The organism is Psychrobacter immobilis (assembly GCF_904846225.1).
Classification (GTDB): domain Bacteria; phylum Pseudomonadota; class Gammaproteobacteria; order Pseudomonadales; family Moraxellaceae; genus Psychrobacter; species Psychrobacter immobilis_F.
In genome coordinates, this window is record NZ_CAJGZJ010000003.1 from 82,190 (window position 1) to 109,052 (window position 26,863).

General features: G+C 41.8%; 21 protein-coding genes and 1 tRNA gene. 15 read left to right on the forward strand and 7 right to left on the reverse strand.

Annotation, left to right across the window (positions count from 1 at the left end):
* The first annotated feature begins 59 nt into the window (after positions 1–59).
* The 5 genes from JMX48_RS03280 (at position 60) to JMX48_RS03300 (ending at position 4,498) form a co-directional block, all read left to right on the forward strand.
* Positions 60–145 (forward strand) — tRNA-Leu (locus tag JMX48_RS03280).
* Positions 146–780: 635 nt separating this feature from the next.
* The gene (locus JMX48_RS03285; RefSeq protein WP_201534264.1) at positions 781–1,056 is read left to right on the forward strand and encodes a hypothetical protein; all 276 of its coding nucleotides are present in this window, start codon (positions 781–783) and stop codon (positions 1,054–1,056) included.
* Between the two features lie 343 nt (positions 1,057–1,399).
* Entirely contained in the window at positions 1,400–2,437 is a 1,038-nt protein-coding gene (locus tag JMX48_RS03290; protein ID WP_201534266.1) for a FecCD family ABC transporter permease, read from the forward strand.
* Complete coding sequence (locus tag JMX48_RS03295) at positions 2,434–3,699, forward strand: ABC transporter substrate-binding protein (protein ID WP_201534268.1); 1,266 nt, start codon at positions 2,434–2,436, stop codon at positions 3,697–3,699. The genes JMX48_RS03290 and JMX48_RS03295 overlap by 4 nt, the downstream gene beginning before the upstream one ends.
* 31 nt (positions 3,700–3,730) lie before the next feature.
* Positions 3,731–4,498 carry an ABC transporter ATP-binding protein gene (locus JMX48_RS03300; protein WP_201534271.1) on the forward strand — a complete coding sequence of 256 codons (768 nt, stop codon included), beginning with the start codon at positions 3,731–3,733 and terminating at the stop codon, positions 4,496–4,498.
* A gap of 25 nt (positions 4,499–4,523) precedes the next feature.
* Here JMX48_RS03300 and JMX48_RS03305 read toward each other — a convergent pair whose 3' ends face one another.
* The gene (locus JMX48_RS03305) at positions 4,524–5,393 is read right to left on the reverse strand and encodes a DMT family transporter (protein WP_201534274.1); all 870 of its coding nucleotides are present in this window, start codon (positions 5,391–5,393) and stop codon (positions 4,524–4,526) included.
* 292 nt (positions 5,394–5,685) lie between these two features.
* Between JMX48_RS03305 and dinB the strand changes: the two genes are divergently transcribed.
* The 7 genes from dinB to infA all read left to right on the forward strand — a co-directional run bounded on the left by dinB (position 5,686) and on the right by infA (position 14,259).
* The gene (gene dinB / locus JMX48_RS03310) at positions 5,686–6,777 is read left to right on the forward strand and encodes a DNA polymerase IV (protein WP_201534284.1); all 1,092 of its coding nucleotides are present in this window, start codon (positions 5,686–5,688) and stop codon (positions 6,775–6,777) included.
* 167 nt (positions 6,778–6,944) lie between these two features.
* Positions 6,945–8,180 carry a tRNA preQ1(34) S-adenosylmethionine ribosyltransferase-isomerase QueA gene (queA, locus tag JMX48_RS03315; RefSeq protein WP_201534287.1) on the forward strand — a complete coding sequence of 412 codons (1,236 nt, stop codon included), beginning with the start codon at positions 6,945–6,947 and terminating at the stop codon, positions 8,178–8,180.
* Positions 8,181–8,343: 163 nt separating this feature from the next.
* Positions 8,344–9,927: a FimV family protein gene (locus JMX48_RS03320; RefSeq protein ID WP_201534290.1), complete on the forward strand. Its 1,584-nt coding sequence runs from the start codon at positions 8,344–8,346 to the stop codon at positions 9,925–9,927.
* Between the two features lie 51 nt (positions 9,928–9,978).
* Positions 9,979–11,628 (forward strand): FimV/HubP family polar landmark protein, encoded by a 1,650-nt coding sequence (locus tag JMX48_RS03325; RefSeq protein ID WP_201534293.1) that lies wholly within the window; start codon positions 9,979–9,981, stop codon positions 11,626–11,628.
* A gap of 131 nt (positions 11,629–11,759) precedes the next feature.
* Positions 11,760–12,860, forward strand: coding sequence for an asparaginase (locus JMX48_RS03330; protein WP_201534295.1), 1,101 nt, complete (start codon positions 11,760–11,762; stop codon positions 12,858–12,860).
* A gap of 73 nt (positions 12,861–12,933) precedes the next feature.
* On the forward strand, positions 12,934–13,788 hold the full coding sequence (truA, locus tag JMX48_RS03335; RefSeq protein ID WP_201534646.1) for a tRNA pseudouridine(38-40) synthase TruA: 855 nt from the start codon (positions 12,934–12,936) through the stop codon (positions 13,786–13,788).
* A 249-nt stretch (positions 13,789–14,037) separates the two neighbouring features.
* Positions 14,038–14,259, forward strand: a complete 222-nt coding sequence (infA, locus tag JMX48_RS03340; RefSeq protein ID WP_021814850.1) for a translation initiation factor IF-1 — start codon at positions 14,038–14,040, stop codon at positions 14,257–14,259.
* Between the two features lie 269 nt (positions 14,260–14,528).
* Here infA and JMX48_RS03345 read toward each other — a convergent pair whose 3' ends face one another.
* From JMX48_RS03345 to leuC, 5 genes are all read right to left on the reverse strand, one after another.
* Positions 14,529–15,650: a L,D-transpeptidase family protein gene (locus JMX48_RS03345; protein ID WP_201534297.1), complete on the reverse strand. Its 1,122-nt coding sequence runs from the start codon at positions 15,648–15,650 to the stop codon at positions 14,529–14,531.
* A 628-nt stretch (positions 15,651–16,278) separates the two neighbouring features.
* Complete coding sequence (leuB, locus tag JMX48_RS03350; protein ID WP_201534299.1) at positions 16,279–17,382, reverse strand: 3-isopropylmalate dehydrogenase; 1,104 nt, start codon at positions 17,380–17,382, stop codon at positions 16,279–16,281.
* Between the two features lie 235 nt (positions 17,383–17,617).
* On the reverse strand, positions 17,618–18,346 hold the full coding sequence (locus JMX48_RS03355; protein WP_201534301.1) for a hypothetical protein: 729 nt from the start codon (positions 18,344–18,346) through the stop codon (positions 17,618–17,620).
* Positions 18,347–18,486: 140 nt separating this feature from the next.
* Entirely contained in the window at positions 18,487–19,137 is a 651-nt protein-coding gene (gene leuD / locus JMX48_RS03360; protein WP_201534302.1) for a 3-isopropylmalate dehydratase small subunit, read from the reverse strand.
* A 98-nt stretch (positions 19,138–19,235) separates the two neighbouring features.
* A complete protein-coding gene (leuC, locus tag JMX48_RS03365) occupies positions 19,236–20,654 on the reverse strand; it encodes a 3-isopropylmalate dehydratase large subunit (protein ID WP_201534304.1) in 1,419 nt (472 codons plus the stop codon).
* A 449-nt stretch (positions 20,655–21,103) separates the two neighbouring features.
* Between leuC and JMX48_RS03370 the strand changes: the two genes are divergently transcribed.
* The 3 genes from JMX48_RS03370 (at position 21,104) to JMX48_RS03380 (ending at position 24,925) form a co-directional block, all read left to right on the forward strand.
* The gene (locus JMX48_RS03370; RefSeq protein ID WP_201534306.1) at positions 21,104–21,976 is read left to right on the forward strand and encodes a LysR family transcriptional regulator; all 873 of its coding nucleotides are present in this window, start codon (positions 21,104–21,106) and stop codon (positions 21,974–21,976) included.
* A 459-nt stretch (positions 21,977–22,435) separates the two neighbouring features.
* The gene (gene putP / locus JMX48_RS03375; RefSeq protein WP_201534308.1) at positions 22,436–23,935 is read left to right on the forward strand and encodes a sodium/proline symporter PutP; all 1,500 of its coding nucleotides are present in this window, start codon (positions 22,436–22,438) and stop codon (positions 23,933–23,935) included.
* A gap of 243 nt (positions 23,936–24,178) precedes the next feature.
* Entirely contained in the window at positions 24,179–24,925 is a 747-nt protein-coding gene (locus tag JMX48_RS03380; protein WP_201534310.1) for an SDR family oxidoreductase, read from the forward strand.
* Between the two features lie 233 nt (positions 24,926–25,158).
* Here JMX48_RS03380 and JMX48_RS03385 read toward each other — a convergent pair whose 3' ends face one another.
* Positions 25,159–26,628 carry an outer membrane protein transport protein gene (locus JMX48_RS03385; RefSeq protein ID WP_201534313.1) on the reverse strand — a complete coding sequence of 490 codons (1,470 nt, stop codon included), beginning with the start codon at positions 26,626–26,628 and terminating at the stop codon, positions 25,159–25,161.
* Between the last annotated feature and the right edge of the window lie 235 nt (positions 26,629–26,863).

Below are 26,863 nucleotides of genomic sequence, written 5' to 3' on the forward strand. Positions count from 1 at the left end.
GAGTTAACCCTGTAGCCCAATTCGGTGATATCTATCTAATAGACATTATCTTCTAACATGCCAGTGTGATGGAATTGGTAGACATGACGGATTCAAAATCCGTTGCCTTTAAAGCGTGTCGGTTCGAGTCCGACCACTGGTACCAATACATAGTTCTATACTATCTTATAGAATAGCTAAAGCCCCTGATATCAGGGGCTTTGTTGTATCTGGCGTTCTATGCTGTCCTGCTCTGTCTATCCTAATCCATGCACTTTAAGTATACTCATGATGTAGTAGCTAATTAAATTGGACAGCTTCTAGGAGCTTGAACGCGAAAATAAAGAGCTTAAGCGAGCGAGTAAAATTATAAATAAGGCTGCTGCTTTTTCGCCTAAGCGGAGACGGGCTATCAACTCAACTAATGATCAACTTCATCGACGACAATAAAAAGCTCTATAGAATCGAGCCTGTCTGTAGGATTCTCACAGATGATAGTTTTTGATGCATTTCATTCTCTTGACGCCTTTTTCACTGATATGTTCAGTGAACGACTATCATATTAACTCTGCCCTTTAGGTAAATTTAATATTCAATTAACGCTGTATTATTAATAGCAATAATTGATTATGCAGTTTTTAGAAAAACACATTATCTCTCTCAGATAGATAGTCCTAAACATAATTTAGTACATTTGTACACCTAAAGACGAACACTAAACGTTCACTAGTAAGCCTACAATCAGGCTACACTATCTATAATCGGGAATACTCCTTAATCCTTTAAAATAAGAGATACAAGATGAGTAACGACACAAAATTGACAGTATACGAGTTGGGTATAATTAAGAACTTTCTTAGAGATCGATTGATATCGATAAAAATAAAAGAGTTTAGAACTGATTATCTAGCTGAAACCAAAGAAGAAATAAACGAGCGAGCGGATGCTTTCGGGTTAGAATTAACGGCAATTAGGGATAAAGTCGAAGTAATGATTTCAAGTCAATCAGATGTAAATAGCCAACTGATAAAAATCCTACCCAATAGTAAACGCATTGCTAAACCTGCTGTAGTTTAATAAAAATTAAGCAAATTCCTAAATGCTAAAACCACGATAAGTCGTGGTTTTTTCGTTTCTGGAGTTTAAGCACCTAAATAAAAAATTTGATTATTGTTTGTTATAGTCGAATCCAAACTGGTTTTACATAAGTATATGGTCCGGACTCTCAAACAATCCCTAATTTATTCAGCTTAAATTGAATACCATTCCTGTTATTTTTCAAATTTAAAGTAATCGGCTTTAATCAGAAAACTTAGTATTCAATTGCGAATATTTATCATTACGGTTACAATCCTCAACTTAAATTTCGAGCGAACACAATAGAGTTGCTTAATACTGCTCTAACCCTGTGGATTATAAAATGACCCAAGCAATGAGCGAAAATATCATTCGCGAGCAACGAAAAATAGAGAAAAAACGCCGCATGGTATTGTTGGCATTTGCAGTAGCGTGCTTAGTGGGGCTAGTTTTGGATGTGATGACAGGCCCTTCAATGTTACCTATAAGGGATGTGATTGAGGCATTATTGCGCCTAACGGGTGTGGAAGATAGCACCCATACCATTGTTTATGATCTGCGATTGCCCGTTGCTGTGATGGCGTTATTGGTTGGTGCATCGCTTGGGGCAGGCGGCGCTGAAATGCAAACCTTATTAAACAATCCCATGGCAAGCCCTTATACGTTGGGGTTGGCAGCAGCGGCAGGGTTTGGGGCTTCGCTCGTGATTGCGTTTGGTGGTTTTGGTTTACCTATACAATATGCCGTACCGATTGGCGCATTTGTTATGACCATGCTAGCCTCAGCAGTGTTGTTTTTATTCGCTTCTTTAAAGCAATTTGCTGCCGCTACTTTGATACTGGTGGGCATTGCCCTTTTGTTTATTTTTCAATCGCTATTATCGTTGGTGCAATTTATCGCATCGCCTGAAGTGTCTCAGCAAGTTCTATTTTGGTTATTTGGTAACCTAAATAAAGCCACGTGGACAAATATTGCGGTGGTTGCGGTGGTCAGCACAGTTTGCATTACCTTATTGATGCGAGATGGTTGGCAATTAACGGCTTTACGTTTGGGCGAAGACAGAGCCGCTGCCCTTGGCGTGAATTTAAAAATGTTGCGTATTAGAACGCTAATTTTGGTCGCTATGATGACGGCAACAGCGATTAGTTTTGTTGGAATCATTGGGTTTATCGGCTTGGTTGCCCCGCATGTTGCACGCCTATTGGTGGGAGAAGACCAACGCTATTTTTTACCAGCAACCATGCTCGCTGGAGCGGCTTTTTTATCATTTTCATCGGTGTTATCGAAAGTTATTATCCCAGGAGCATTGTTTCCTGTAGGAATTGTGACCTCATTTGTGGGCGTGCCCTTTTTGTTTTGGATTATTTGGAGTAAGCGGTGAGACAATTTATTCGTGCCACGTTGGTGACAGCAGTATTAATGACAGCGATGAATGCACAAGCTGAAATTAAGACCGTTCATGATGTATTAGGCCGTGACGTTAAAGTTGATTTACCTGCCAAACGAGTGGTTTTAGGGTTTTATTATCCTGATTATATTGCGGCAACGGGGGCAGATCATTTCGGACAAGTGGTGGGTATTTCTCGAGAGTTTTGGGAAAAATTCAACCCTGGCAGCTGGGCGTTATATAGTGAAAAATTGCCCAGTTTACAAGGCATTGCCGATATTGGCAATGTCGATAGGGGCACGTTCTCGCTTGAAAAAACCTTGGCAATGAAACCTGATGTAGTGGTATTAGCAAAGTGGCAATACGATACGCTAAAAGCTGAAATGCCTCGTTTTGAGGCGGCAAACATCCCTGTAGTGGTGGTCGATTATAACGATCAAAGCGTCGAAAATCATACGAATAGCACCAAAATATTTGGACAAATTGCAGGAACCGAACAACGGGCTAACCAAGCCGCCAAAGAATACGCCGATGGGATTGCTGATATCCAACAACGGGTTAAAGCCGCTGGGTCAGCCAAGCCAAAAATCTATATTGAATTTGGTGATAAAGGACCAAAAGAGCACAGCTTTACGTTTGGCAAAAACATGTGGGGTGCAATTGCCGATACGGTGGGCGGTGATAATATTAGTAAACCGTTTGTCGAAAACTGGGGGCCTATCAACCCTGAGCAAGTATTGGTGAGTAAACCTGATGTTATTATGATCTCAGGTACAGAAGTTGGTATGAAACAGACCGATGCGATGGCAATGGGCATCGATATCAGTGCCGATGAAGCCCAACGTCGGCTCAAAGGCTTTACCACGCGTAACGGCTGGGAAAATCTACCTGCGGTAAAAAATAACCGTGTGTATGGCATTTATCACGTGGCTTCTCGCTCGTTGTCTGATTTGGCATCGGCTCAGTTTATGGCAAAAGCCCTCTATCCTAAGGCCTTTACCGATATCGATCCTGAAAAAACCTACATGGATTTTCATGAAAAATACTTGCCAGTTAAGCCGAATGGCACGTTTTTTATCCAGCTAGGCTGCGGCGCAACTGTGTGTAAAGACGATGTATCAACGACAGCCACAGCGCCCAACAAAGTATCAGCCACAGAAACCACTACAGCCCAATCGACACCAACTGCTACGCCACCTCAAACAATATCATGGTGGGATAAGCTCGTTAATTGGCTGGGTAACCTGTTTGCTTAATTTTTGCTATTAACTTTATAAAGATATAATAATGCTTGAACTTGACCATTTAACCGTACAGCGTGGCTCGCTCACCGTTGTCAAAGCTATCAACGCCCAGTTCCACTCAGGCAAAATATATACGCTGCTTGGAGCAAATGGGGCGGGCAAATCAAGCTTATTAAAGGCGATTTTTGGTGAATTAGCGTTCTTGGGCAATATCCGCTATCAAGACACTGTGCAACGTAAAGCCCATCTGATGGCATGGCGTAAGCCCATTGCCTATATGCCCCAAGACAGCCATACCGATGCCGAGCTTAACACGCTTGAGGTAGTGCTTTTGGGGCGTATGGACGCGTTGGGTCGGCATATTAGCGATGACTTAATGCGTGAAGCGATTGACCTGATGGCGCAATTAAATATTGCCGAACTGGCACATCGCCCTATCAGTGCGCTAAGTGGTGGGCAGCGTCAGCTCGCTATGTTTGCCCAAGCCCTGCTACGTCGTCCCAAAATCCTATTACTTGATGAGCCGGTGTCGGCACTGGATATGGCACATCAAATCAATTTATTACAAAAGGTAAGGCATTATACTCAAGAACATCACCTTATTTGCTTGATGGTATTGCATGATTTAAGCCTTGCCGCTCAGTTCTCTGATGAATTGTTGCTGTTGGCAAATGGTAAAATTCAAGCACAAGGTACACCTCACGCAGTGTTACAGCCTCAAATTTTACGTCAAGTGTATCGAGTAGACATCGAGATTTTAACCAGTAGCCAAGGGTTGCCTGTTGTGCATCCTTACCGGAAAATCGATTAAATTGTTGATAATGATTAATCCACTTTTAACCCGTTTTCTTCTCAGGCAAGCTACTCGCTATCCCTGCCAAAATCACTGCCACAATACCTAAAATCTCTAATGCGCCGATGGTTTCCCCCACAAAAACTACCCCATAAATGGACGCAAATACCACGGTTAAATAAGACAATGCTGCCACCGTAAATTTTTGTCCCACATGATACGCATGGGTCATCGCTAGCTGTGCCAATAATCCTGCGCCACCAATACCGACGATATAAGGCAGGCTTTCTAGCGTCACACGATGCCATCCCACCCACGTTGCCAATACTGCCGAAATGACCGCTGCCACCGCCGAAAAGTAAAACACAATCCGCCACGCCGGTTCACCCATCAGCGACAACGCTCGAACTTGTAATAGAGCAAAAGCGGTGAAAATTCCGCCACTCAGCGTAATCAGTGTTGGAATCAACCTGTCTGACTCAAAGGCAGGTTTCAACATCAAACAAATACCGCCCAAGCCCATTAACAGCGCTACCCATGTTTTTAATGAGGGCGTTTCTTTTAGCCAGACAATGGATAAAATGGCAATGAAGACGACTGAGGTATAGTTAAGGGTTACAGAGGTTGCCAAAGGTAGCTGACTCAACCCATAAAACGCCAGTAACAATGCGGTTGTGCCTGCGACGCTACGCTGCATATGACCCCAAAAAAATGGGGTTTTAAGGGTCTGCCGACGCACGAGCGTCCCACAAAAAATCATCAATGCAGGCAGCAAAGAACGCCAAAACGCCAATTCGTAAGGGTTCATATCAAGCTGTGTGGCGGCATTTTTTACCAAAATATTCATTAAGGCAAATAAAAATGCCGCCACAATCATCCATGCTGAGCCCAACGCATACTTTGTTTTTATCATATCAATTTATCAAATGGTGAAAAAACGCTATTGTAGCATTTAGCTTCTCTATAATAGGCATGACCCCTACTATCAATCACGAGCAAAAACAGTTGGCGGTAATACCAGAGTCAGCTTTTTTTATCAGTGTAGCGAATGGATCACTATTAGGACGTGTCCTCATTTGGATTTTTTTGTGTCAGTAATCATGGTTGATGTGCATATTTCATCTGATAACAGACTCAAATTCTCTCTCTAAAAATCTAACAATACCTACTAAAACAAATCCATCAAATCAGGTAAGATAGGCATTATGACAGCGCTTATCTTACCTACTAATAATCCCCGCAAAATTATTCACATCGACATGGACGCTTTTTATGCCAGTGTCGAGCAACGTGACTTTCCTGAGCTACGGGGTAAACCATTGGCTGTTGGGGGCGATCCTAATGGTCGCGGGGTAGTAGCGGCCGCCAGCTATGAGGTAAGAAAATTTGGCGTACGTTCCGCTATGTCCTGCTATGAAGCACGCAAGCGTTGTCCAGAAGTCATATTTGTGCGACCACGTTTTGAGGTTTATCGAGCCGTCAGCAGAGACATTCGCCGTATCATGCACAGTCTAACGCCTCATGTTGAGCCTCTATCTTTAGATGAGGCTTATCTTGATGTCACCGGATTACAAGTCCATAAAGGATCAGCGACCTTGATGGCGAATTGGCTACGAGCTCAAATTCTAGAGCAAACAGGACTCACAGCGTCTGCTGGCGTATCATTTAACAAAATGCTGGCTAAAATTGCGTCTGACATCAATAAACCTAACGGTACGGCAATCATCACGCCAGCGGATGCCGATGCCTTTATTAGCACGTTACCCATCGAGCGCTTTCACGGTATCGGTAAAGCAACAGCAAAACGCCTACATGTCATGGGCGTGAATAATGGTGCTGACCTACGTCGCACGCCAGCCGCTATATTGGTGCAGGAGTTTGGTAAGCGTGGACAGTTTTATCATGACATTGCTCATGGTCGTGATGATCGCCCTGTCAAATCTGAACGTACCCATAAATCAGTTGGTTCAGAGACCACATTTAGAGACAACTTGAGGAATGATAACGAACTTCGAGTACAGATATATGAGCAAAATCATGATGCCTTTCATCAAATGAATAGCAAGCAGCTCATCGCTTATACCATTACTCTCAAGATAAAATATGCAGATTTTACTCAAATTACGCGCTCACATACTTTATCGACTGCTTTTGATAGTGCGGAATCCGCGCATTACTGGTTAGATAAACTGTTTTCGGATATACCGCGTCAGCTGCCTATTCGGCTAGTCGGTGTCACTTACTCGTCGTTGACCCCTGCCACCCAGTTATTGCCCCAGCTAAACTTGTTTGAATAATCTAAGCCAAACCTGATTTTGTTGGTTAGTGATATTAATAAAATATGCTTAGGCTATTTAAATAATATCAACGACTTTTATGCGCATCTGCACCTATTTAGCTGTCCTTTCTTATCCTCGTTTCTGCTACAATTACGCCAAAATTTACATTTATTTAAAGACTCATTATGACCGATTTTCACACTATAGACACTAATACTAAAACCTTAATTGCCGCTGATAAAGATCACGATGTCTTAGATTATTTAAGCGTTGAGGATTACGATTACGAGCTACCAGACAGCCTAATCGCACGTTATCCATTAGCGCAGCGCTCTTCCTCTAAATTACTGTATCTGCCAGCCAGCCATAAAGCCGATGACCTCGTTCAAGATACTATTAGCCACGATGACAGCAGTTTGGTTGAAGACCGTCTGTTTACTGAGTTGCCCGATTTATTAGAAGCTGGGGATTTGATTGTATTTAATGATACAAAAGTCATGAAAGCGCGGCTATTTGGTCAAAAGGACACAGGCGGTAAGATCGAGGTATTGATTGAGCGTTTGGTTGAACGCTCAGATTTGGATGTAGCGACGCTGCATGTAGAGACTATAAACGATAAACCAATCAATCAAGAACATATCGCGCTTTGTCATGTTAAAGCCAGTAAGGCGCTTAAGCTTGGACAATCTCTACAGCTTGGCGAGGGTCATATGAATGCGGTGATGATTGGCCGTCAAGAAAACTTATTCATTTTAGCGTTTAAGGCACCAATTTTGCCACATTTAGAGCTGTATGGTGAGTTGCCTATTCCGCCCTACTTTGAACGCCATGCTGATGAGACAGATAATACTCGCTATCAAACTGTCTTCCATGATCCAGCCAAACTTGCAAGCGTGGCAGCCCCGACGGCAAGCTTACATTTCGATGAAACGGTATTAAGTAAGCTCAAGGCAAAAGGCATTCATACCGCTTTTGTCACTTTGCATGTCGGTGCAGGTACGTTTGCGCCCGTCAAAACAGATAATTTGCTTAATCACACCATGCATAGTGAATATGCACATCTGCCGCAAGCGACTGCTGATCTAATCAATCAAACCCATGATAATGGCAAAAAGGTCATCGCCATTGGCACCACAGTGACGCGTGTTCTTGAAACCGCGTATCAAAAAACAGCCGTTGACGGACAAGCGCTTTCGAGCTGGTCAGGTGATACAGATATCTTTATTTATCCAGGGTTCAAGTTTGGGGTAATAGATCGACTGTTGACCAATTTCCATTTGCCTAAATCAACATTACTGATGCTCGTGTCGGCGTTTTCTGGTAAAGCCTCTATTGAACAGGCTTATCAACATGCTATTCAAAAGCAATACCGCTTCTTTAGTTATGGAGACGCGATGTTGCTTGACAAGAAGGTCAATTAGGGCGTGTTTAACATTCAACAGTGCCTATTTGTGAATGTTGAACACTCCCTCAACATTACTAAAACATTTTTTATATTGGTCGCAACAGTTGTGAAATAAACTGGTAAACTAAATGGTATTTTGTTATAACAGCAAAAACAACTTGTCTACTAAAGGGCGGCTCATGTCTTGTCATTTATCTCATCGCTTGACTACTGTACATCGCGCGGTATCAATGGCATTACTTTGTTCGGTAACTTTGATGTCGAATGCACAAGCCGCGACGTTTGGTAAGACAGTTGTCACCTCTGCCCAGCATGAACCGCTAGCTGCAAATATTTTGGTCACTGATATCCGAGCCGCTGACTTTTCGGCAAGTTTGGCAAATCCTACTATTTATCAGCAAATGGGGCTGACCCCTACTGATTCGATGACGGTTAGTTTTAGACCGACTTCTGCAACCAGTGGTCAAGTATTTATTACGACATCAAAACCTGTCTCTAAGCCTTTTGCTGATGTGGTATTGGCGATCAATGACAAAGGTCAAAGCAATGTCATTCCTAAGACATTGCTAATGCCACTCAATAATAGCTTACCCATTGACCCGTCCAAAAATATTGTGACAGGTGCAAAAAAGCCAAACTTACCAAGTGTCTCTGCAAGTACTGCTAAGCCATTAACTGTTAGAAAAGGCGCGCCGCCGCCGTTGATGTCGACATCTAATTTATCCGCGTCACAGTCAACCGCGAGAGAATTAGTGGTCTCTAAATTACCAGTACCCAGTCTTCAAACAAATAATATTCGAGCAAACGGTATTCAAGCCCCGACTGTGACATCCGCAATGATAACGGATGCTGACGCCGCTACTACAGTCAATACTGACAAACCGTTAGATATTTTAAATATACAAGTCACTCGTCAGATACAGCCAAGTAATAAGTCAGATATTGGCATTGCCGCCAACTCACCTATCATGCTAACCACGCCAAATAACCTTGAAACAAATACTACAAAGCCAAATCTTGATACGAATAATACAGCTGTCTCCGCTAGCAATATACCCTCTAACACAGTTGCCTCTGCGACGCCCGAAATAGTCAATAATACTGATATTTCTAGCAACACTGCAACTGATAATGCTATCACTCAATATCAAGTACAACGTAACGATAGCTTATGGGTAATTGCGCAGCAGATCGCACAAGAGAACAATCTAGATATTCCAACTGTGATGAAACAAATTCAATCACAAAACCCAGATGCTTTTATCAATAAAGACGCGGGTCAATTAAAAGCAGACGCCAAACTAAGCTTACCCAGCTACGATGTCATACCGTCACAAGAAAAATTAGAATCAGCTATCAGCGCACAGAGACAATATAGCCGCAGAGCAGACACACCTGTGGTCAAGAAAACCACTAAAACGCTCCCCAAAAAACCATCTGAGATGGCTCAAGCGGCAAAACAGCCTGAGAAACCCGTTATCACCAAAACACACACACTATCAAAAGCACAGTTTTCAGTGCTTGCCCCTGACCATAACGGTAGTGCAGATGGCACACAAACCAAGCCAGCCGCGACAACAGGTAATGGTCTGAGCACGGATATATTAGCAACGCTCAAATCATCAAGAAAAAGTGCCGCGGCGCAATCTCAGAGTTTGTCAAAGACCAGTAGTGCGCTTGATAGCTATACTAAAAAAATTCAACTACAGAACCGAAAACTGTCTGAGCTGCAAGCTCGTCTCAAAAAACTACGCAATCAATAATTGCCTGACTGATCAATGCAGTATGCCATGATCATAGGCGTGGGAGTAATTATGGACAATATGCTGTATATCATCGCCGCAGTGGTGCTTATCTTATTAGTAGTTGCTTTGGTCTTGCGAAAAAAGAAAGCACAGCAACCTTCAGTACAAGCGCCTGTAAAGTCAGGAAAAAATGCTGTTACTCCAGCTGCGGTGACCAAACCGGATTATGGCACTCCTACTCAAAGCAACAACAACCTTGAAAACAAATTTGATCATATTACGATTGCCCAGCGTTTTATAGATCAGCAGCGCTTTGATAAAGCGATTGAAACACTTGAGCGCGGCCTAAGTGAAAAGCCAAATAATAGCCAGTTATCTCTCAAACTGCTAAGCATATACGCCACTATTGATCAGCCAGAAAACTTCAATAACGTTTATAATGATATTAAAACTCAGAACGATCCGCAAACCATCGCTCAGGCCAATGAATTAAAAGCTTTATTTTTTGAAGAGCAAGCTCCGGTTGCGTTACAAGAGATGCCAGTAGAAGATCACACCAATTTTGAAAGTATCGATTTTGATTTACCAACCAGTCAAGTCAACGATAAAAACACCCTATCTGACCAACCAATCGCTGAGAGCAACACCAATGCTTTGGTAGAGGACTCTGTCGATAACCTAACTTTTTCAAATGATTTCGCTGAGACTGACTCTACCGCTAAAAACGTAGAGGAAGATTTTGATCTTACCATGAGCGATTTTGAAAATGACTTCGATGAGCCTGCTACTACTGAGACGCCTGCCACATCATTAAATATCACAGACCATAAAAATCTCGACACCTCTCCTACTGATGGCATGGCCACCACAGAAGATAACGAGATCATTGACTTTGATTTTGATTTTGATTTTGACTCTCCTGAACAAAGCGATTCTCCGACAGATATCTCTGTAAGTTCAGACACCTCTGATAGTGCTGTCAAAGAACTTTCACTAGATAATGAAGAATTTATTTTAGATTTTGATGATTTAGCGACTGATTTTGATAAAGAAAGTGAAGAAACGATTGCTGAAGCGTTAACGCTCAATACCACTCAAAGCAATGAGGATGACTTTACCTTATCTTTAGACAGTCTAGACGAATCAAATACAATCGAAACGATGGTAGAAAGTAAAAACCCTACATTTGAAGAAAACAGCCATATCAATGATTTTGTACTTGAAGACAGCAGTCTTGAAGATGGTAGTTTCGAAGACGGTAGTTTTGAAAACATTAATCTTGAAAACAGCAATTTTGAAGATTTAAACCTCGAAGAAAAACCGTTCGATGACAAAGATGTAGAAAATACGCTTATCGAAAAGCCTAGCGCTGCAAAGACTGCCCCATTGCTATTCGATGACAACACGGTATTAGAGGAAGGCTTTGATTTTGAAGCAGACACTTCAATGGTGCCTACTTCAGTAGCACCAGTCGAAGCTGAACGTTCAATTAACTCTGAAAGTAAAACTGAATCAGCAGACGATTTCTCATCACGTTTTTCTGCAGACTTTGACTTTGTGAAGTCATTAGACAGCAATCAAGTGACTCTCGATTTGGCAAGTCAATATATAAAACTGGGTGAATATGACAGTGCAAAACGCTTACTGAATGAAGTCATGAATCAAGGTAATAATGAGCAACAAAATAAAGCAAAAGCATTGCTTGAACGCACAGCATAATAAGTCACTCTTACTCTCATCAGCAAGCACTCTATTATCATAGAATGCTTGCTGATTTTTTTGCATTTAACTTTGATATTATCTACTATTAGTCTCTCGTTTCTTTCATATTCTTTTACGGCGCTAATACTATGCCATCTCCTGCTATGATAAAAAATATATCCAACCCTATACAACTGATTTATGCTGGTGGTACTTTCGGTAGCTATGGACGACCCTTGGCACCATTGCCAGCAGACGTATTTTTGCCTACTTTACAAAATCTACTGGCGAATCAAAATAGCACGAGCAATCTACCGAAGATCTCTTGGTTAGATAATCCGCTGATTAAAGACAGCAGTCAACTGACTCCCAGCGATTTTGTACATTTCTATCAACTTCTATTAGCGGCTTATACAGAAAATAATAAGCGTTTTGTCTTAATCACTGGGACTGACACCTTAAGTTATTTGGGCGCGTTTTTAGCAGAAGCTTTCGCAGGTAGCGATATCTGTATCGTCGTAACCGGAAGTATGCGGCCATTATTAGACAGTGAAGTGCTACACTCTTACCATATCGATGAGCAAAGCGATGCGTGGGATAATCTTAATGATGCATTAAAACTGGCATCGGCTGGTGAGGCAGGTGTCAAGATTAATTTTGGCGGCGAGTCATGGCCTGCGCAAACCGTACAAAAAATTCACAGCCATGATTTGATGGCATTTACCGGTCATTCTCGAGCAGCATATCCGGCCAATAGTTATATAAAAAGTCTGCCAGATACTCGCTGGCAGCATTGGATGGATGACCAGCAGAAAATATTGAGTCGTATTCAGAATCGCGCTGAGCATGCGCGTATCCATGCTTTATATTGTTTGCCTAATGACGTTGAGGTTATAAACAATCAATTACAGGCGTTATTATTACAGCCGCCATGTGGCATTATTCTATTAGGTTTTGGTGCTGGCAACGTCCCTTATTCAGATGCTTTGGCAGAAACGCTAAAACTCGCTCACCAACAAGGACACTTGGTGATATGTGCCAGTCAATGTCCGTTCGGCGGTGTTAGTGACAGCTATGCTGCTGGAAGTTGGCAATACGATTATCATGTCATCGCTGGTGGTCGTTTGACCATTCCTGCTATTTATGCGCGATTATTATGGTTGCTACTACGTTATGACACTCCAGCAAGACGCCGACAGCGCTGGTTGAATAACATCACTCAGCCTGGCACAACTATCAAAAAACGGTAAAAGATTACTAATTATTTCTCACTTTATAAGCGCCAAAACCACAATGTCTGAAACCATCATGTCTAACACTACAATGTCTGAAACCACAGTGTCTGAAAGTAAAATCAATGAGTCTGAGCATCCGCAAACTTATACCTTGGCCATTGCTATTGAGTTTTTGGGCACAAATTACCATGGCTGGCAGCGGCAGCGAGAAGTATTGGGTGTACAAGAAGCGTTAGAGACTGCTATTGGTAAAGTCGCTAACGAGCCAGTAGAGGTCATCGCCGCTGGGCGTACTGATGCCAGCGTGCATGCCAGCAATATGATTGCTCACTTCACCACTCGTGCGTATCGTCCCACTCAAAACTGGCTGCGCGGCGTCAACAGCTTACTCCCTGACGATATTGCGCTACGCTGGGTACAACCGATGCCAGATGATTTCCATGCACGATTTGGTGCGATTGCCCGTCGTTATCGTTACATCACGCTGAATCAGCCACAGCGCCCTGCCATTCTTAATCACCAAGTAACGCATATCTACGAACCTCTCGACTTAGCAGCGATGCAACTGGCGGCGGCCGATATAGTCGGCATTCATGATTTTAGCAGCTACCGTGCCGCAGCTTGTCAATCCAACCAACCAGTACGCACCGTGAGTCACGCCAATCTTTTCGCTCATGGTCAATTTATCGTTTTTGATATTCAAGCAGATGGATTTTTACATCACATGGTTCGTAATTTAATGGGTACCTTATATGCCATCGGCAGACATGAATTAGCGCCAGAAGAATTTTTGAGTATTTTGAATAAAAAAGACCGTACAATTGCACCGCCCACCGCCTCTGGTGATGGTTTATATTTTATCAATGCCTACTACCCTGAGCACTTCCAACAACTACTGCCAAAGGCTCCTTTAACTCCCATTTGGCTGAACCTCCCTGATTGATATATAATCGATACTGGATAAAATGGATACACGGCACTATACCGCGTGACTGGGACCAATTTTCCTTGCTTGCTGTGTCTGCGCAGACAGAGGGGGAAAAAATTTATCCCAGCCCATCGTATCTTTTTTATATTGATACTGACTATACATATCACTTACAGACTGTCAAGTCAAAAGCAGGTTCTGTATTGCTTTAATCCGCTAACTTACGTATAATATGGGCTTATTTTTAATTGATTGATACAAATTATGGCAAAAGACGATATTATCGAATTTGAAGGCGAAGTCATTGATACCCTTCCTAATACTTTGTTTAAAGTTCGTTTAGAAAACGGACACGAAATCATTGCGCATATCTCTGGTAAGATGCGTAAGCATTATATCCGCATCTTGACTGGTGATAAGGTTAAGGTTGAAATGACGCCTTATGACCTATCTAAAGGTCGTATTACTTACCGTGGTAAAAACTAACTCTTGATAGAAATCAAGGTGTTATCAACTAAAATGGCTATAAAAGCATTTATATAAATACAGGTAATGGCTTCTTTATTGCTGATATAAATGCTTGAGCGGTTTAACTGATAATAATAATGAAAATGCTAACCTGCTCATTATTGCCTATCAATGTTTTAGTTCTTAATATTAGTTTTACCATAAAAAATACCGCTAATATCAGCGGTATTTTTTTGGCTAAATTTTATGATGTTTTCAAATAAAACCATCAAATCAAAATCTAAAGACTATTTAAATTCAACGGTTGCCCCGTCTTGAATCACGCCTAAAAGTGCCAGCGCATCCCAGTTGGTTAAACGTATGCAACCAGCTGATGCTTGACGGCTGATGCGAGCAGGATCGGGTGATCCATGAATACCATAAGTCGGTTTGCTCAGCCCAATCCAAACCAGACCAACTGGGTTATTAGGGCCAGGCGGAATGATAGACTTGCTACCGTCAGCGGCTGTATAAGTATAGTTAGGCTCATGTACTTTTACTTTCACTGTATGAGTGCCTGTTGGTGAAGGCGTTGCCGTACTCCCCACTGTCGTCGGATAACTGGCAATTAACTTGTTATCCTTATCATAGGCGTATAACGTTTCAGTTGCCTTATCCGCAACAACCCGACTGACAGGTTTAGCATTAGGATTACTAGGATTATAGACAGTAATCATCTCGCCAGCCCTAAACTTGGCATTAGGATTCAGCTCTTTTAAGTATTTTTCATTGATATGAAATTTTTCTGCCAACGCTTCAGTCAGGCTTTCATAATACATACCCTCAAGCTTGGCTTTTTCTGTGGTTTCGACTGGGATTTTAGTGGTTTTGACATTTACATCTGCTTCACTTAATTGATAGCGAACCAATACTGGCTGCTTCATAAGCTTCTCGTCTTTAGTCAACGCTTGCCATGTTTCGTTATTTAAGCTCTCAGTAACGCTCAGACCGTTTGCTTTCTGGAATGCTTGCATTGCCTTACGAGTGTTTTTACCCCAGTAGCCATCAACTGAGCCAACACCATTTTGATGCCAATTTAATAGAGCCTGTAATTTCGTACCAATGGTACGATCAATGTTTACGCCCTTTTTCCACGTGGCTTCATTTACTTTTTTCGCCATGGCTGGCAAACCGTCTGTTGTATATTTTATGGTGGGGAGCAATTTATTTAGTGACGTTGCAGTTTTACTATTTCCTGTTAGCTTCTGACTGACGCCATTGGTCACTGGGCTGGCCTCTATATCAGTCGTACTGGCTTGACTAACATTACTTGTATTTCCCGTTGTCGCTGCAATGCTCTGTCCCATAAAAATTGCGGTAGAGAGACCCATCATGGCTATCGCCGTACTCATTTTTTTTAATTGATACATGTAACGCTCCTAAATTTTTATACAAACGCTAATTTTAATTTTGTGATGTTGTCATCAAGATTGATTATTTTGAATTTTTAATAACTCAATGAGTAACGCTATTAAGAGACTTAATCGTGTAAGAGATTTAGTCGTGTGATTATCGGCTAAGATAAAATCTTATTGAAATGACAATTAATTTTCTTCACTTACAATCAGTTAATATTGACACATTCTTCTGTGAGCATATAACAGCTTTATGTTAAAAACACCTATCTTCTATGGCATAACTGTTAATCATATTAATATTGAAAAAATTTTTAGAATAAATTGTTTGATACTGAAGCTCATGATGATTGGTTTCAATATGTCGTCTATAGTCAAAAAATAATAAAAGCGCTACAGTACTGCTGAAATGAATTTTCGAAGCCTCTGTCTGCACATGCCACAGCAAGCGAGGAAAATTTATATTAGTAGTACCTGACGATTGATGTATCGATTTAACTTTTTACCGACTATATAAAGCGCAAAAAACCCATAAATTGCTTGGCAACTTATGGGTAAATAAAATACAAAATCAGACGGTTATATAACGTTATAGAAAATCTGGTTGTGTTATACAGCTTTTGAGAGTGTTAGCTTTTTTGGTTTATACCAATTTGGCCAATACTGCCTGACCCATCTCGTTACAACCCACTTGCTTCAGTCCAGATTCAGTACCGTCTAAAATATCAACAGTACGTAAACCATCATCCAAAACGTCGCTTACTGCTTGTTCAATGGCTTGTGCTGCCTCTTCTTGCTTAAACGTATAACGAAGCATCATTGCCACCGATAAAATAGTCGCCAATGGATTGGCCTTATCTTGTCCAGCGATATCAGGCGCTGAACCATGGCACGGCTCATACATGCCTTTACCAGCCTCATCGAGACTGGCTGATGGTAGCATGCCGATAGAGCCTGTTAGCATGGCCGCTTCATCAGATAAGATATCACCGAACAGATTGCCCGTTACCATAACATCGAACTGCTTAGGGTCTTTGATCAATTGCATACAAGCATTATCGGCATACATGTGCGATAACGCCACATCGCTATAGTCGGCTTGCTGCAGCTGGGTCATCGTCTGCTTCCACAATTCAGTGACCTCCAAGACATTTGCCTTATCCACCGAACAGACTTTTGCAGCCGTACCTGCAGCTTTCGCACGTGTTTTTGCCAATTCAAAAGCAACCTTGCCGATACGAGTAATCTCGCTCGTACTATATACCATGGTGTTATAACCTTGCTGCTCACCATTCTCCAATGTGCGAATACCACGCGGCTCACCAAAATAAATACCACCAGTCAGCTCACGAACAATCAGTAAATCTAAGCCTGAAATAATTTCAGGTTTGATGCTTGATGCATTGACAAGCTGCGGATAAAGTTTGGCCACACGTAGGTTAGCAAACAAACCAAGCTCACCACGTATTTTGAGTAGACCTCGCTCTGGACGTTTACTGCGTTCAATACCATCCCACTTAGGCCCACCGACGGCTCCTAGCAATACGGCATCCACGGCACGTGCACGTGCCAACGTTTCATCGGGCAAAGGTTCTCCGGTCGCATCAATCGCCGCACCGCCGATCAACCCAGACTCAAGCGTCAAACCTAATGCAAATTTCTTGTTGATGGCCTCGAGCACATCAATGGCTTGGGTCATGATTTCAGGGCCGATACCATCGCCTGCTAATGTTAAAATCGTTGCCATACTAGTCCTTTTAAACGGTTAAGTTCTTATTAATTAATACGGTTATATAGTCAGTTCGAAATAAAATCGATACGTTAATAACTATGTACTACTGATATAGATTTTTCTAGCGTGCTGTTCGCAAGCGTGACAGAAGCTGCAAAAAATCCATACCAGCAGCACTGTATCGGATTTAAAGTGAATCGACTAAATATTAGAAGTTGTTAATAATTTTTTAAATTTTAATGTGCTTTTATTATGCTTCGACTTTTTTGATTTTAGAAGCCGCTGATAATGGCTCAATCATTTTGGTTTCGACAAACTCGCCTTGATTCTCAGCATCTAGTTGTTTGCAGAATCGACGTTGAACCTTATTGTCTTGTAACAGATCAATACATAGAGGCTCAGGTGATGCTGCCTCCAACAAGCTGCCAGAAGTTGTTTTAGATTTCATTTGATATGCATGTAGCTGATAAGTGCCAGCTTTGGCAAAATCATGAATCATCGCAAAACGCTCGATATAGCCTCTATTATTTTTTGGATAAAAATTGATATGTACTTCGCGCTTTGCAGGCAATACCCTTGCGTAGTAATTGGTCAAGCCCGGCATAGCAGAGGCAGATAGCGGTACAATTTTGATGGCATTTTTATTGACGAGTGGTGCCATGTTCGTATTCGTTGATACTTTTGCAATAGTCTTAGTGCCATTATAAATTGGTAACGCCGCCACAAGCTTTGGATCGACTGGCTCATGACTATCAGGCGCAATGATAAGCGTTCTGTCAATTTGCACAATTTCGCAGTGATAGGTACCCACGCATGCAATATTCACTTCGCCATCAATAGGTTTGATTTTACCTGTCAATACCATAGCGTTTTTTGCCTCATCTATTTTTTGATAGCCAGTTAATCCCTGACAGCCTGATAACAGTAAGATTGCAGCAAAAATCGCACTTGTCCATAAACTATAATATTTTTTATTCATAATGGCGGCTACTACTTATAAAAGAGATAATAAAATGTTGTAGGATACTGCCTTTCATTTTAGCCAGTTCACCGCCATAACTCAACGCTACTTTACTACCGTTCAGCCTTTTTAAGAACGATAGTTCGTGGGTTTGTCACTTAGGCTCGTACTTCGTTAAATATCCACGGGGTTTTTTGCATCATTTTATGTTCATAGTCTTTGATCGCATCACTTTGCTGCAAGGTCAAGCCAATATCATCAAGTCCATTTAACAAGCAATGCTTGCGAAAAGCATCCACTTCAAACGCATACTCTTCGCCCGTTGGCGTGATAACCACTTGACGCTCAAGATCAGCGGTAAGCTCATAACCTTCGTTGGCAAGGGTGGCTTTCATTAAGGTGTCGACAATCGCTTCATCCAGCACAATTGGTAGCATGCCGTTTTTGAAACAATTGTTATAAAAAATATCGGCAAAACTTGGCGCGATTACTGTACGAAAGCCATACTCTGAGAGTGCCCAAGGAGCATGTTCACGGCTAGAACCACAGCCAAAATTGCGACGTGCCAGCAGAATATTAGCGCCTTGATAGCGCGGCTGATTCAAAACAAAGTCGGGATTAATCACGCGTGTGCTATTGTCTTGACCCGGATACCCTTCGTCAAGATAACGCCAATCGTCAAATAGATTGACGCCAAAGCCGGTACGTTTAATAGACTTCAAAAACTGCTTTGCAATAATTTGGTCGGTATCAACGTTTGCGCGATCAAGTGGGCAAACGATACCCGTTTGAGAGTTATAAGCTTGCATAAAATATCCTATCAATTATATATTCATTGGTGAGTGCTAATTGTTAACGGCTATTTTATTAACTGTCATTAGCACTCATCAGCTATTAATCGCCAGTCTTAAAACGTTCTTACATCCACAAAGTGACCGGCAAGCGCTGCTGCTGCTGCCATTGCTGGACTGACTAAATGTGTGCGACCACCATTACCCTGACGACCTTCAAAGTTGCGATTGGACGTAGAAGCACAATGCTCTTGCGGCTCAAGTTTGTCAGCATTCATCGCCAGACACATCGAGCAACCCGGCTCGCGCCATTCAAATCCGGCATCAGTAAATAAGGTATTCAAACCTTCTGCTTCCGCTTGCAATTTCACTTGCCCAGAACCTGCAACGACTATCGCTTCTTTGATATTGTCTGCCACTTTGCGGCCTTTAATTACCGCAGCGGCATCACGTAAATCTTCGATACGTGAATTGGTACATGACCCAATAAATATACGATCAAGCTGAATGTCGGTGATTTTCTGCCCAGCTTTTAGACCCATATAAGTGTAAGCGCGTAACCAGCCTTCTTCTTGAGCCTCATCAACCGCTTGATCAGGTGTCGGTACTGACTGCGTGATATCAACGACCATTTCAGGCGACGTTCCCCAAGACACTTGTGGCGCTATTTGGCTACCATCAATCTCAACGACGGTATCAAATACTGCGTCATCATCGGAATACAAGGTACGCCAGTAAGTTTCAGCTTGTTGCCACTGTGATTCGGTTGGTGCATAAGGGCGGCCTTTGACATAATCAATAGTGATATCATCGACAGCAACCATACCCACGCGTGCGCCCGCCTCAATCGCCATGTTACAGACAGTCATGCGACCTTCCATGCTCATGTCTTCAAATACTTGGCCTGCAAACTCAATGGCATGCCCTGTTCCACCTGCCGTACCAATTTTTGCAATGATAGCCAGCACCACGTCTTTCGATGTTACGCCAGCCCCAAGCTTGCCAGTGACACGAATTTGCATGTTTTTTGATTTCTTTTGGATCAAGCACTGCGTTGCTAACACATGCTCAACTTCTGATGTGCCAATACCGTGTGCTAAACAACCAAGCGCGCCGTGTGTCGCGGTATGCGAATCACCACAAACGACCGTCATACCAGGTAATACCAAGCCTTGCTCAGGACCGACGACATGCAAAATACCTTGACGCGCATCGTTGATCGTAAATTCAGCGATATCAAATTTGGTACAGTTATCATCCAAAGTCACTACTTGCAAACGAGAGACTTTATCTTTAATCCCCGGCACACCTTCTAAGCGCTCTTTGGTGACAGTTGGCACGTTATGGTCAGGACTGGCAATATTGGCAGACAAACGCCATGGTGCTCTATTGGCCAAATCTAGACCTTCAAATGCTTGCGGACTCGTCACTTCATGCAACAGATGGCGGTCGATGTAAATCAGGCTCGAACCATCATCACGTTTGGTGACTTCGTGAGCGTTCCAAAGTTTGTCATATAACGTTTGACCAGCCATGTTGCTATCCTTTATTAGTTGCTAATTACTTAACTTTTCACTTGCCTACACAGTAGTAGACGAGGACTTAGTTTAAATGTTTTGGCTATCAGTACTCTATCATCAGTTCTTTTTAGATAAAAATTGATGATTGTAAAGGCTAAATTTCACTCTTTATTCTTGAAATCAATACTCCAGAACCACTATATTTTATAAAATTACAATATCGTTTACTGGTAACTTCATACTTATTGCTGCATTTGACTATTAAAACAAGCTTTCTGCGGCAAATTATCAAGTAAATACAATATATATGCCACAATACGACTTGATGCCTTGTGATTATAACAGGCTAATCCTATAATAATAATTGATGATTTTTGACCAGATGCAAACTTTTATTTCTAATACGTTCTGATTGGGTCATCCAACTTTTATTTATAGCTTGCTAAATAGCTAAGGACATCCGCTTGAATACCACAAATTTAACGACATTCGTCACCGTCATGCATACGGGCAGTATCTCAGGCGCAGCAGAAAAGCTGTTTATTACTCAGCCTGCGGTCAGTAAGCGCATCAAAAATTTGGAAGATGAGTTTAATATTACTTTGTTTGATACGGTTGGGCGCGGGATTGTACCGACTCAAGCTGCTAGCGAAATGTTACCTCATGCCAAACGCTGGCTAGAGGATTATGAGAATTTTAAAATCAACCTGCAACACTCTCAGCATGTTGTCTCTGGAAAGCTCGTCATCGGTACCAGTCATCACATCGGTTTACATCATTTAGCGCCCGTCCTTAAACACTTTATCCAAGCCTATCCAGCGGTGCAGTTAGAAGTGCACTTTGTCGATTCAGAAAAGGCGCACAAAGCTGTGTTAGACGGTGATTTATCACTGGCCTTTGTCACACTGCCCCCTGTTTACGATAAGCGTTTGAGCTATCACACACTATGGTCAGATCCTCTCTACTTCATGACTGGCACGCTGTCGCCTTTAGCGACCAAGTCCAAGGTAACATTAGAGCAATTAGCACGATATCCTGCTATTTTGCCATCTGCAAATACATTTACCAGTCAGATTACATTGGCTGAATTCGCTAAGCATAACCTCAAGCCTTATGCCACCATGAGTACCAATCCACTTGAGTCGATTCGTATGTTGGTTTCTGTTGGACTTGGTTGGTCAGTATTACCGCAAACCATGATCAGTCAAGACTTGGAACGTATCGACATGGCGGACAATGTTGAGTTACAGCGTTACTTGGGCGTGGTTATTAATCCAAAACTAACGCAGTCTAGCAGCGTGACTGCCCTACTAGATTTGCTTGCTCCTATCGAATAAATTACCCAACATAACAATTTAGAAAATTTGGCTATTCGCATTTGTGACTATCATACGTTATAATATGCTTGATGTTATTCTCTAACAAAAATTTACCACAAGGACACTGAAAATCATATATTGAATAATTCTAGTAAGATATGATGATTAACAGTAGGCTCAATGGTTTTAAATGATTGGTTATGTAAGTTGCTAATACTCATATACAAATAGCAGATGCGAGCAATAAAAGCAGATAAATGAACGTTAAATTTCTGTTGCTTTCTATCTCTATATGAGTGCTAGCCATAGAACAGCAGCCGTCATGTAAAACTAACAGCAAGTACTGAAACAAGCCATTATGTCCTACTTAATGGCTTGTTTTGTCTTTAGGTATTGTTTTAGGTATCGTCTTGTAAGACTGAAATTTTATAGTCAAAAAATAATTACAGCCAACAATGTTGGTTAAGGACAAGTTATATGAACGGAATTTCTAGTGGCGTGCTGATATCACTTGGCCTCTATTTTTTACTTATGATTGGTATTGGTGTCTATGCTTATTTTAAGCAGGCCAATGATACCGAAGGTTACATGCTAGGAGGACGTAGTTTAGGACCTGCAGTAACTGCATTGTCGGCAGGCGCATCAGATATGTCAGGTTGGTTACTACTTGGCCTTCCTGGTTATATGTACGCTGATGGTGTCGTTAGTATCTGGATCGCTCTTGGTTTAACGCTAGGTGCTTTACTTAACTATATCATCGTGGCACCGCGCCTTCGCGTTTATACTGAAGTGGCTGACAACGCCATTACTTTGCCTGACTATTTCGCCAACCGCTTTGAAGATAAATCGCACATGCTGCGTGTCATCTCAGCATTAGTTATTATCTTATTTTTCACCGTTTATACCGCGGCAAGCTTAGTGGGTGGTGGTAAACTTTTTGAAAGCTCACTCAACTTATCTTATAGCACTGGTCTATGGGTAACTGCTGGCGTCGTTGTTGCCTACACCTTATTCGGTGGTTTCTTGGCAGTATCGATGACTGACTTTGTGCAAGGCATCATCATGTTATTTGCGATGGTGATTGTTCCTGTTGTTGCCTTTACGGATCTTGGTGGCATATCAGCGACGACTGAAGCGGTCAGAAATATTGACCCAAGTATGCTTAATATTACTAATGGTATGACTATTATTGGTATTATTTCACTATTAGCGTGGGGTTTAGGCTATTTTGGTCAACCGCACATCATCGTCCGTTTTATGGCGATACGTTCGGTCAAAGACGTACCAACGGCACGTAATATTGGTATGAGTTGGATGGTTGTCAGCTTGATCGGTGCTTTGATGACAGGTTTTGCTGGTCGTGCTTATGTACAAAAGACAGCAATGACCTTAGACGATCCTGAGACCATATTCTTAGTCTTTACCCAGTTCTTATTCACACCGCTGGTTTCAGGTTTCTTATTAGCCGCTATTTTAGCCGCTATTATGAGTACTATTTCATCACAGCTATTAGTGGTATCAAGTTCACTAACCAAAGATGTTTACAAGTTATTCCTTGATAAGGACGCACCAGAAGCTCGTCAGGTATTGGTTGGTCGTATTTCAGTTGTGGCTGTTGCTCTCGCCTCTATCTTACTAGCCTCTGACCCAGACAGCTCAGTATTGGACTTGGTTTCTAATGCTTGGGCAGGTTTCGGTGCCGCATTCGGACCATTGGTTATATTCAGTCTAATATGGCGCGGTATGAACCGTAATGGTGCTGTTGCTGGTATGGTAATTGGTGCATTAACCGTTATCTTATGGATCTATGGCCCATTCCAAATGAATGGCATGGCACTAAACAGCTGGTTATTTGCTATTGTTCCAGGCTTTATCTTAAGTACTATCGCTATCTTTGCCGTAAGTATCATGACTGGCGGTCCAAAACCTTCAGTGACTGCGAAGTTTGAAGAGATGGAATTGAACTTAAATAAGTAACTTTATAAATTATTATGTTTTCATAAAAAACTCGCCATCAGTGGCGAGTTTTTTTGTATTGTGAACACTCGAATAGTTGCTTCACTTTCAAAGAATACAAATTGCTTTGACGGTAATATGTTTATAACTACAATACGGTCATTTTAAATATCATCACGATAACGATTAAAATCAAAAGAAAATCGATATATATTAGGGCGTGTCCTCCGTTTGAATTAAGGAGACACCTTAGGACAATAAACCATGAAAAAAGTTACTTTTATTACGGGTGGAGGCCGAGGAATTGGTCGAGCGACGGCTTTATATCTTGCAGGTCAAGGTCATAGCATTTGTATTGGATATCAACATAATGAGGAAAGTGCAAATGAAGTCGTTGCTAACATTTATGAAATGGGCGGCGTTGCACTAGCGGTAAAAGCGGATGTTTCCAATGAAGCGGAAGTTATAGATGCTTTTTTACTGATAGATAACGAGCTTGGGTCTATCACAGGTTTGGTAAATAATGCTGGCATATTGTTGCCACAAGCGTCTATTGAAGAACTGGACGCTTTGAGACTGACAAAAATATTCGCTACCAATGTTAATGGTAGTTTTCTATGTGCACGGGAAGCCATCAAACGTATGTCAAAACGTCATGGTGGCCAAGGTGGCGCTATCGTTAATGTTTCATCCGCAGCATCTCGATTGGGTTCTCCTCATGAATACTTGGATTATGCGGCCTCAAAAGGTGCAATAGATACCTTTACTATCGGTTTGTCTTTAGAAGTTGCAGATCAAGGTATTCGAGTAAATGCGGTACGCCCTGGATTTATTTATACTGATATGCATGCTGATGGCGGTGAAGCTAATAGAGTAGATAGGATAAAAGACAGTCTGCCTATGAAACGAGGTGGTCAACCAAATGAAGTGGCTCAAGCTATTGCATGGTTATTGTCGGAAAATGCTTCATACGTCACTGGTAACTTTATTGATTTAGCCGGCGGCAAATGAATTTTTAAGCACTCATTAAAGTAAATAGAATATCTATAGTTCGTGAGAAGTTAAATCAATACATCAATAGTCAGATACTACTGTAGTGATTTTACTATTTTTTGACTACATTTAATTGGCCTTCAAAACGCTGCATTGAAAAATATTGTAAATGATTTGGCGTAAAGTAAAAAAGCGACCCATTATGGATCGCCTTTTTGTTTATTAGTTATCAATATTGAAGAATACAAATATTATTTAATGTCTTGATAAGAAAGTTTCAGACCTAGGATATAACCATTGTTATCTTCAAAGTCTCCAACAATTTTACCTGTTGGCAATCGGCCTTTAGCATCACCGAACCACAAGTATTTACCACCTGCTGATACAGCCCACTCTTTAGTGACATTGTATTTTGCACCAAGACCAACACTATAGTATCCCTCAATAGGACCTAATGAAGTTGTTGGGTTACCAGCGCCACTGTCCCAACCCACTGTGCCACTAACACCTAATGCTGGTGCTAAACGCTTAGAAAGACCAAGCTCTACCTGCCATTGATCGTCGTCATAATCAACTATGTTTAAGCCATTCTCTGCATATAATGGGTTAAGCTTACTGACTTCATTATAGAGCGGTGGTGTAAGAACAAAATCACTCCACGGTACCCAGCGAACTTTAGCCGTTGCTAGCATCGTTGGATTGATACCTGTTTGAAAATCAAAGTTGACAGATTTAGGAGTACTAACTTCGTATTTACTGGTTCGATTGGCTGCTGCTGCGCCTAAAGCAGCGGCTTGTTCTGCAGGAACGCCTTGAGCGATAGCACCCGCCGCAGTTCTAATACCTACTAGCGGATAAGTCTCAGCGATTGTTACATCGTGATCAATTTCAGAGCGGTAAGTCAAAGCAGCTTTTAAAGCAATTTCAGGCTTGCTAAAAGACAAACCTGCGATATAACCATAATCCGTATCAGGGTTACTGGTTGACGTATAACCAGTAGCAGGGCCATAAGCCAGTCCACGTAATTGCACATCAGCTCGTATACGCTGTGCTACTGGACCACCATAAACCTGGAATTGCTTGTTGGCACCAAACTTCATACCAACAAGTCCTGTTAAATTTTCGCTACGAACTTCTACCTTAGTATTTTCGCCTGCACTTCCCGCTTCTGCCCGTGCTATTGCTCCTGCAGTACTAAGCGATGTAGCACCAGCAGCTGCTTCGGCTCTTTGCTGTGGAGTCAAATTTGCATTGGTTGCAAGCCCAGTCAACCTAGTAATTTCATCACCAATAGTTGCCGCATTGAAGCGTCCACCAGTTAGCTGAGTTATAGAAGCATTAACATCGCCCTTTGATACAAAATTGCTATCACCTTTATACTCGGCAGCAGCACCAAAAGGTTCATCGTATAAGACACCAACGCTAAACGTATCGTTAATATCAGTCTTTACACCATAACGAAAGAAGTCATAGGCTTCGGCGATGTCGCCAGTATTACCGCCTTTAACATAGGTATTATTAGTAGGAACGTTATCGGCACTATCCTTGCCACTAACATCAGCATCGATATAAGTATAAACAGCTTCGGCATAAGTACCATCTTGAAGAAAGGCAGTGACATCTTGACCCGAACGATCAAGACCAGCGGCGTTGGTTACGCTAGCGACGGAAAGAGTGGCAATTGCTACGGCAAGGGTTTTTAGGTGAAAGGTAGTGCGCATTGTATATCTCCAAACGTCCTCGTTGTTTAATTCACTTTAATCAAATATATGCAGCATTGCTGCGCATAATGTTCTGATCATTAAAGCGATGTCCTAAGCTGAATACTAATGCCTTTTTGACACTAAAACAACAATTAAAGTACTTTATTTCTCAAATATGACTGAACAGTACAAATGAGATGTTATTAACATACCAGTCCTTGTTTCTTATAATTAATTATATTTATTTTATTAA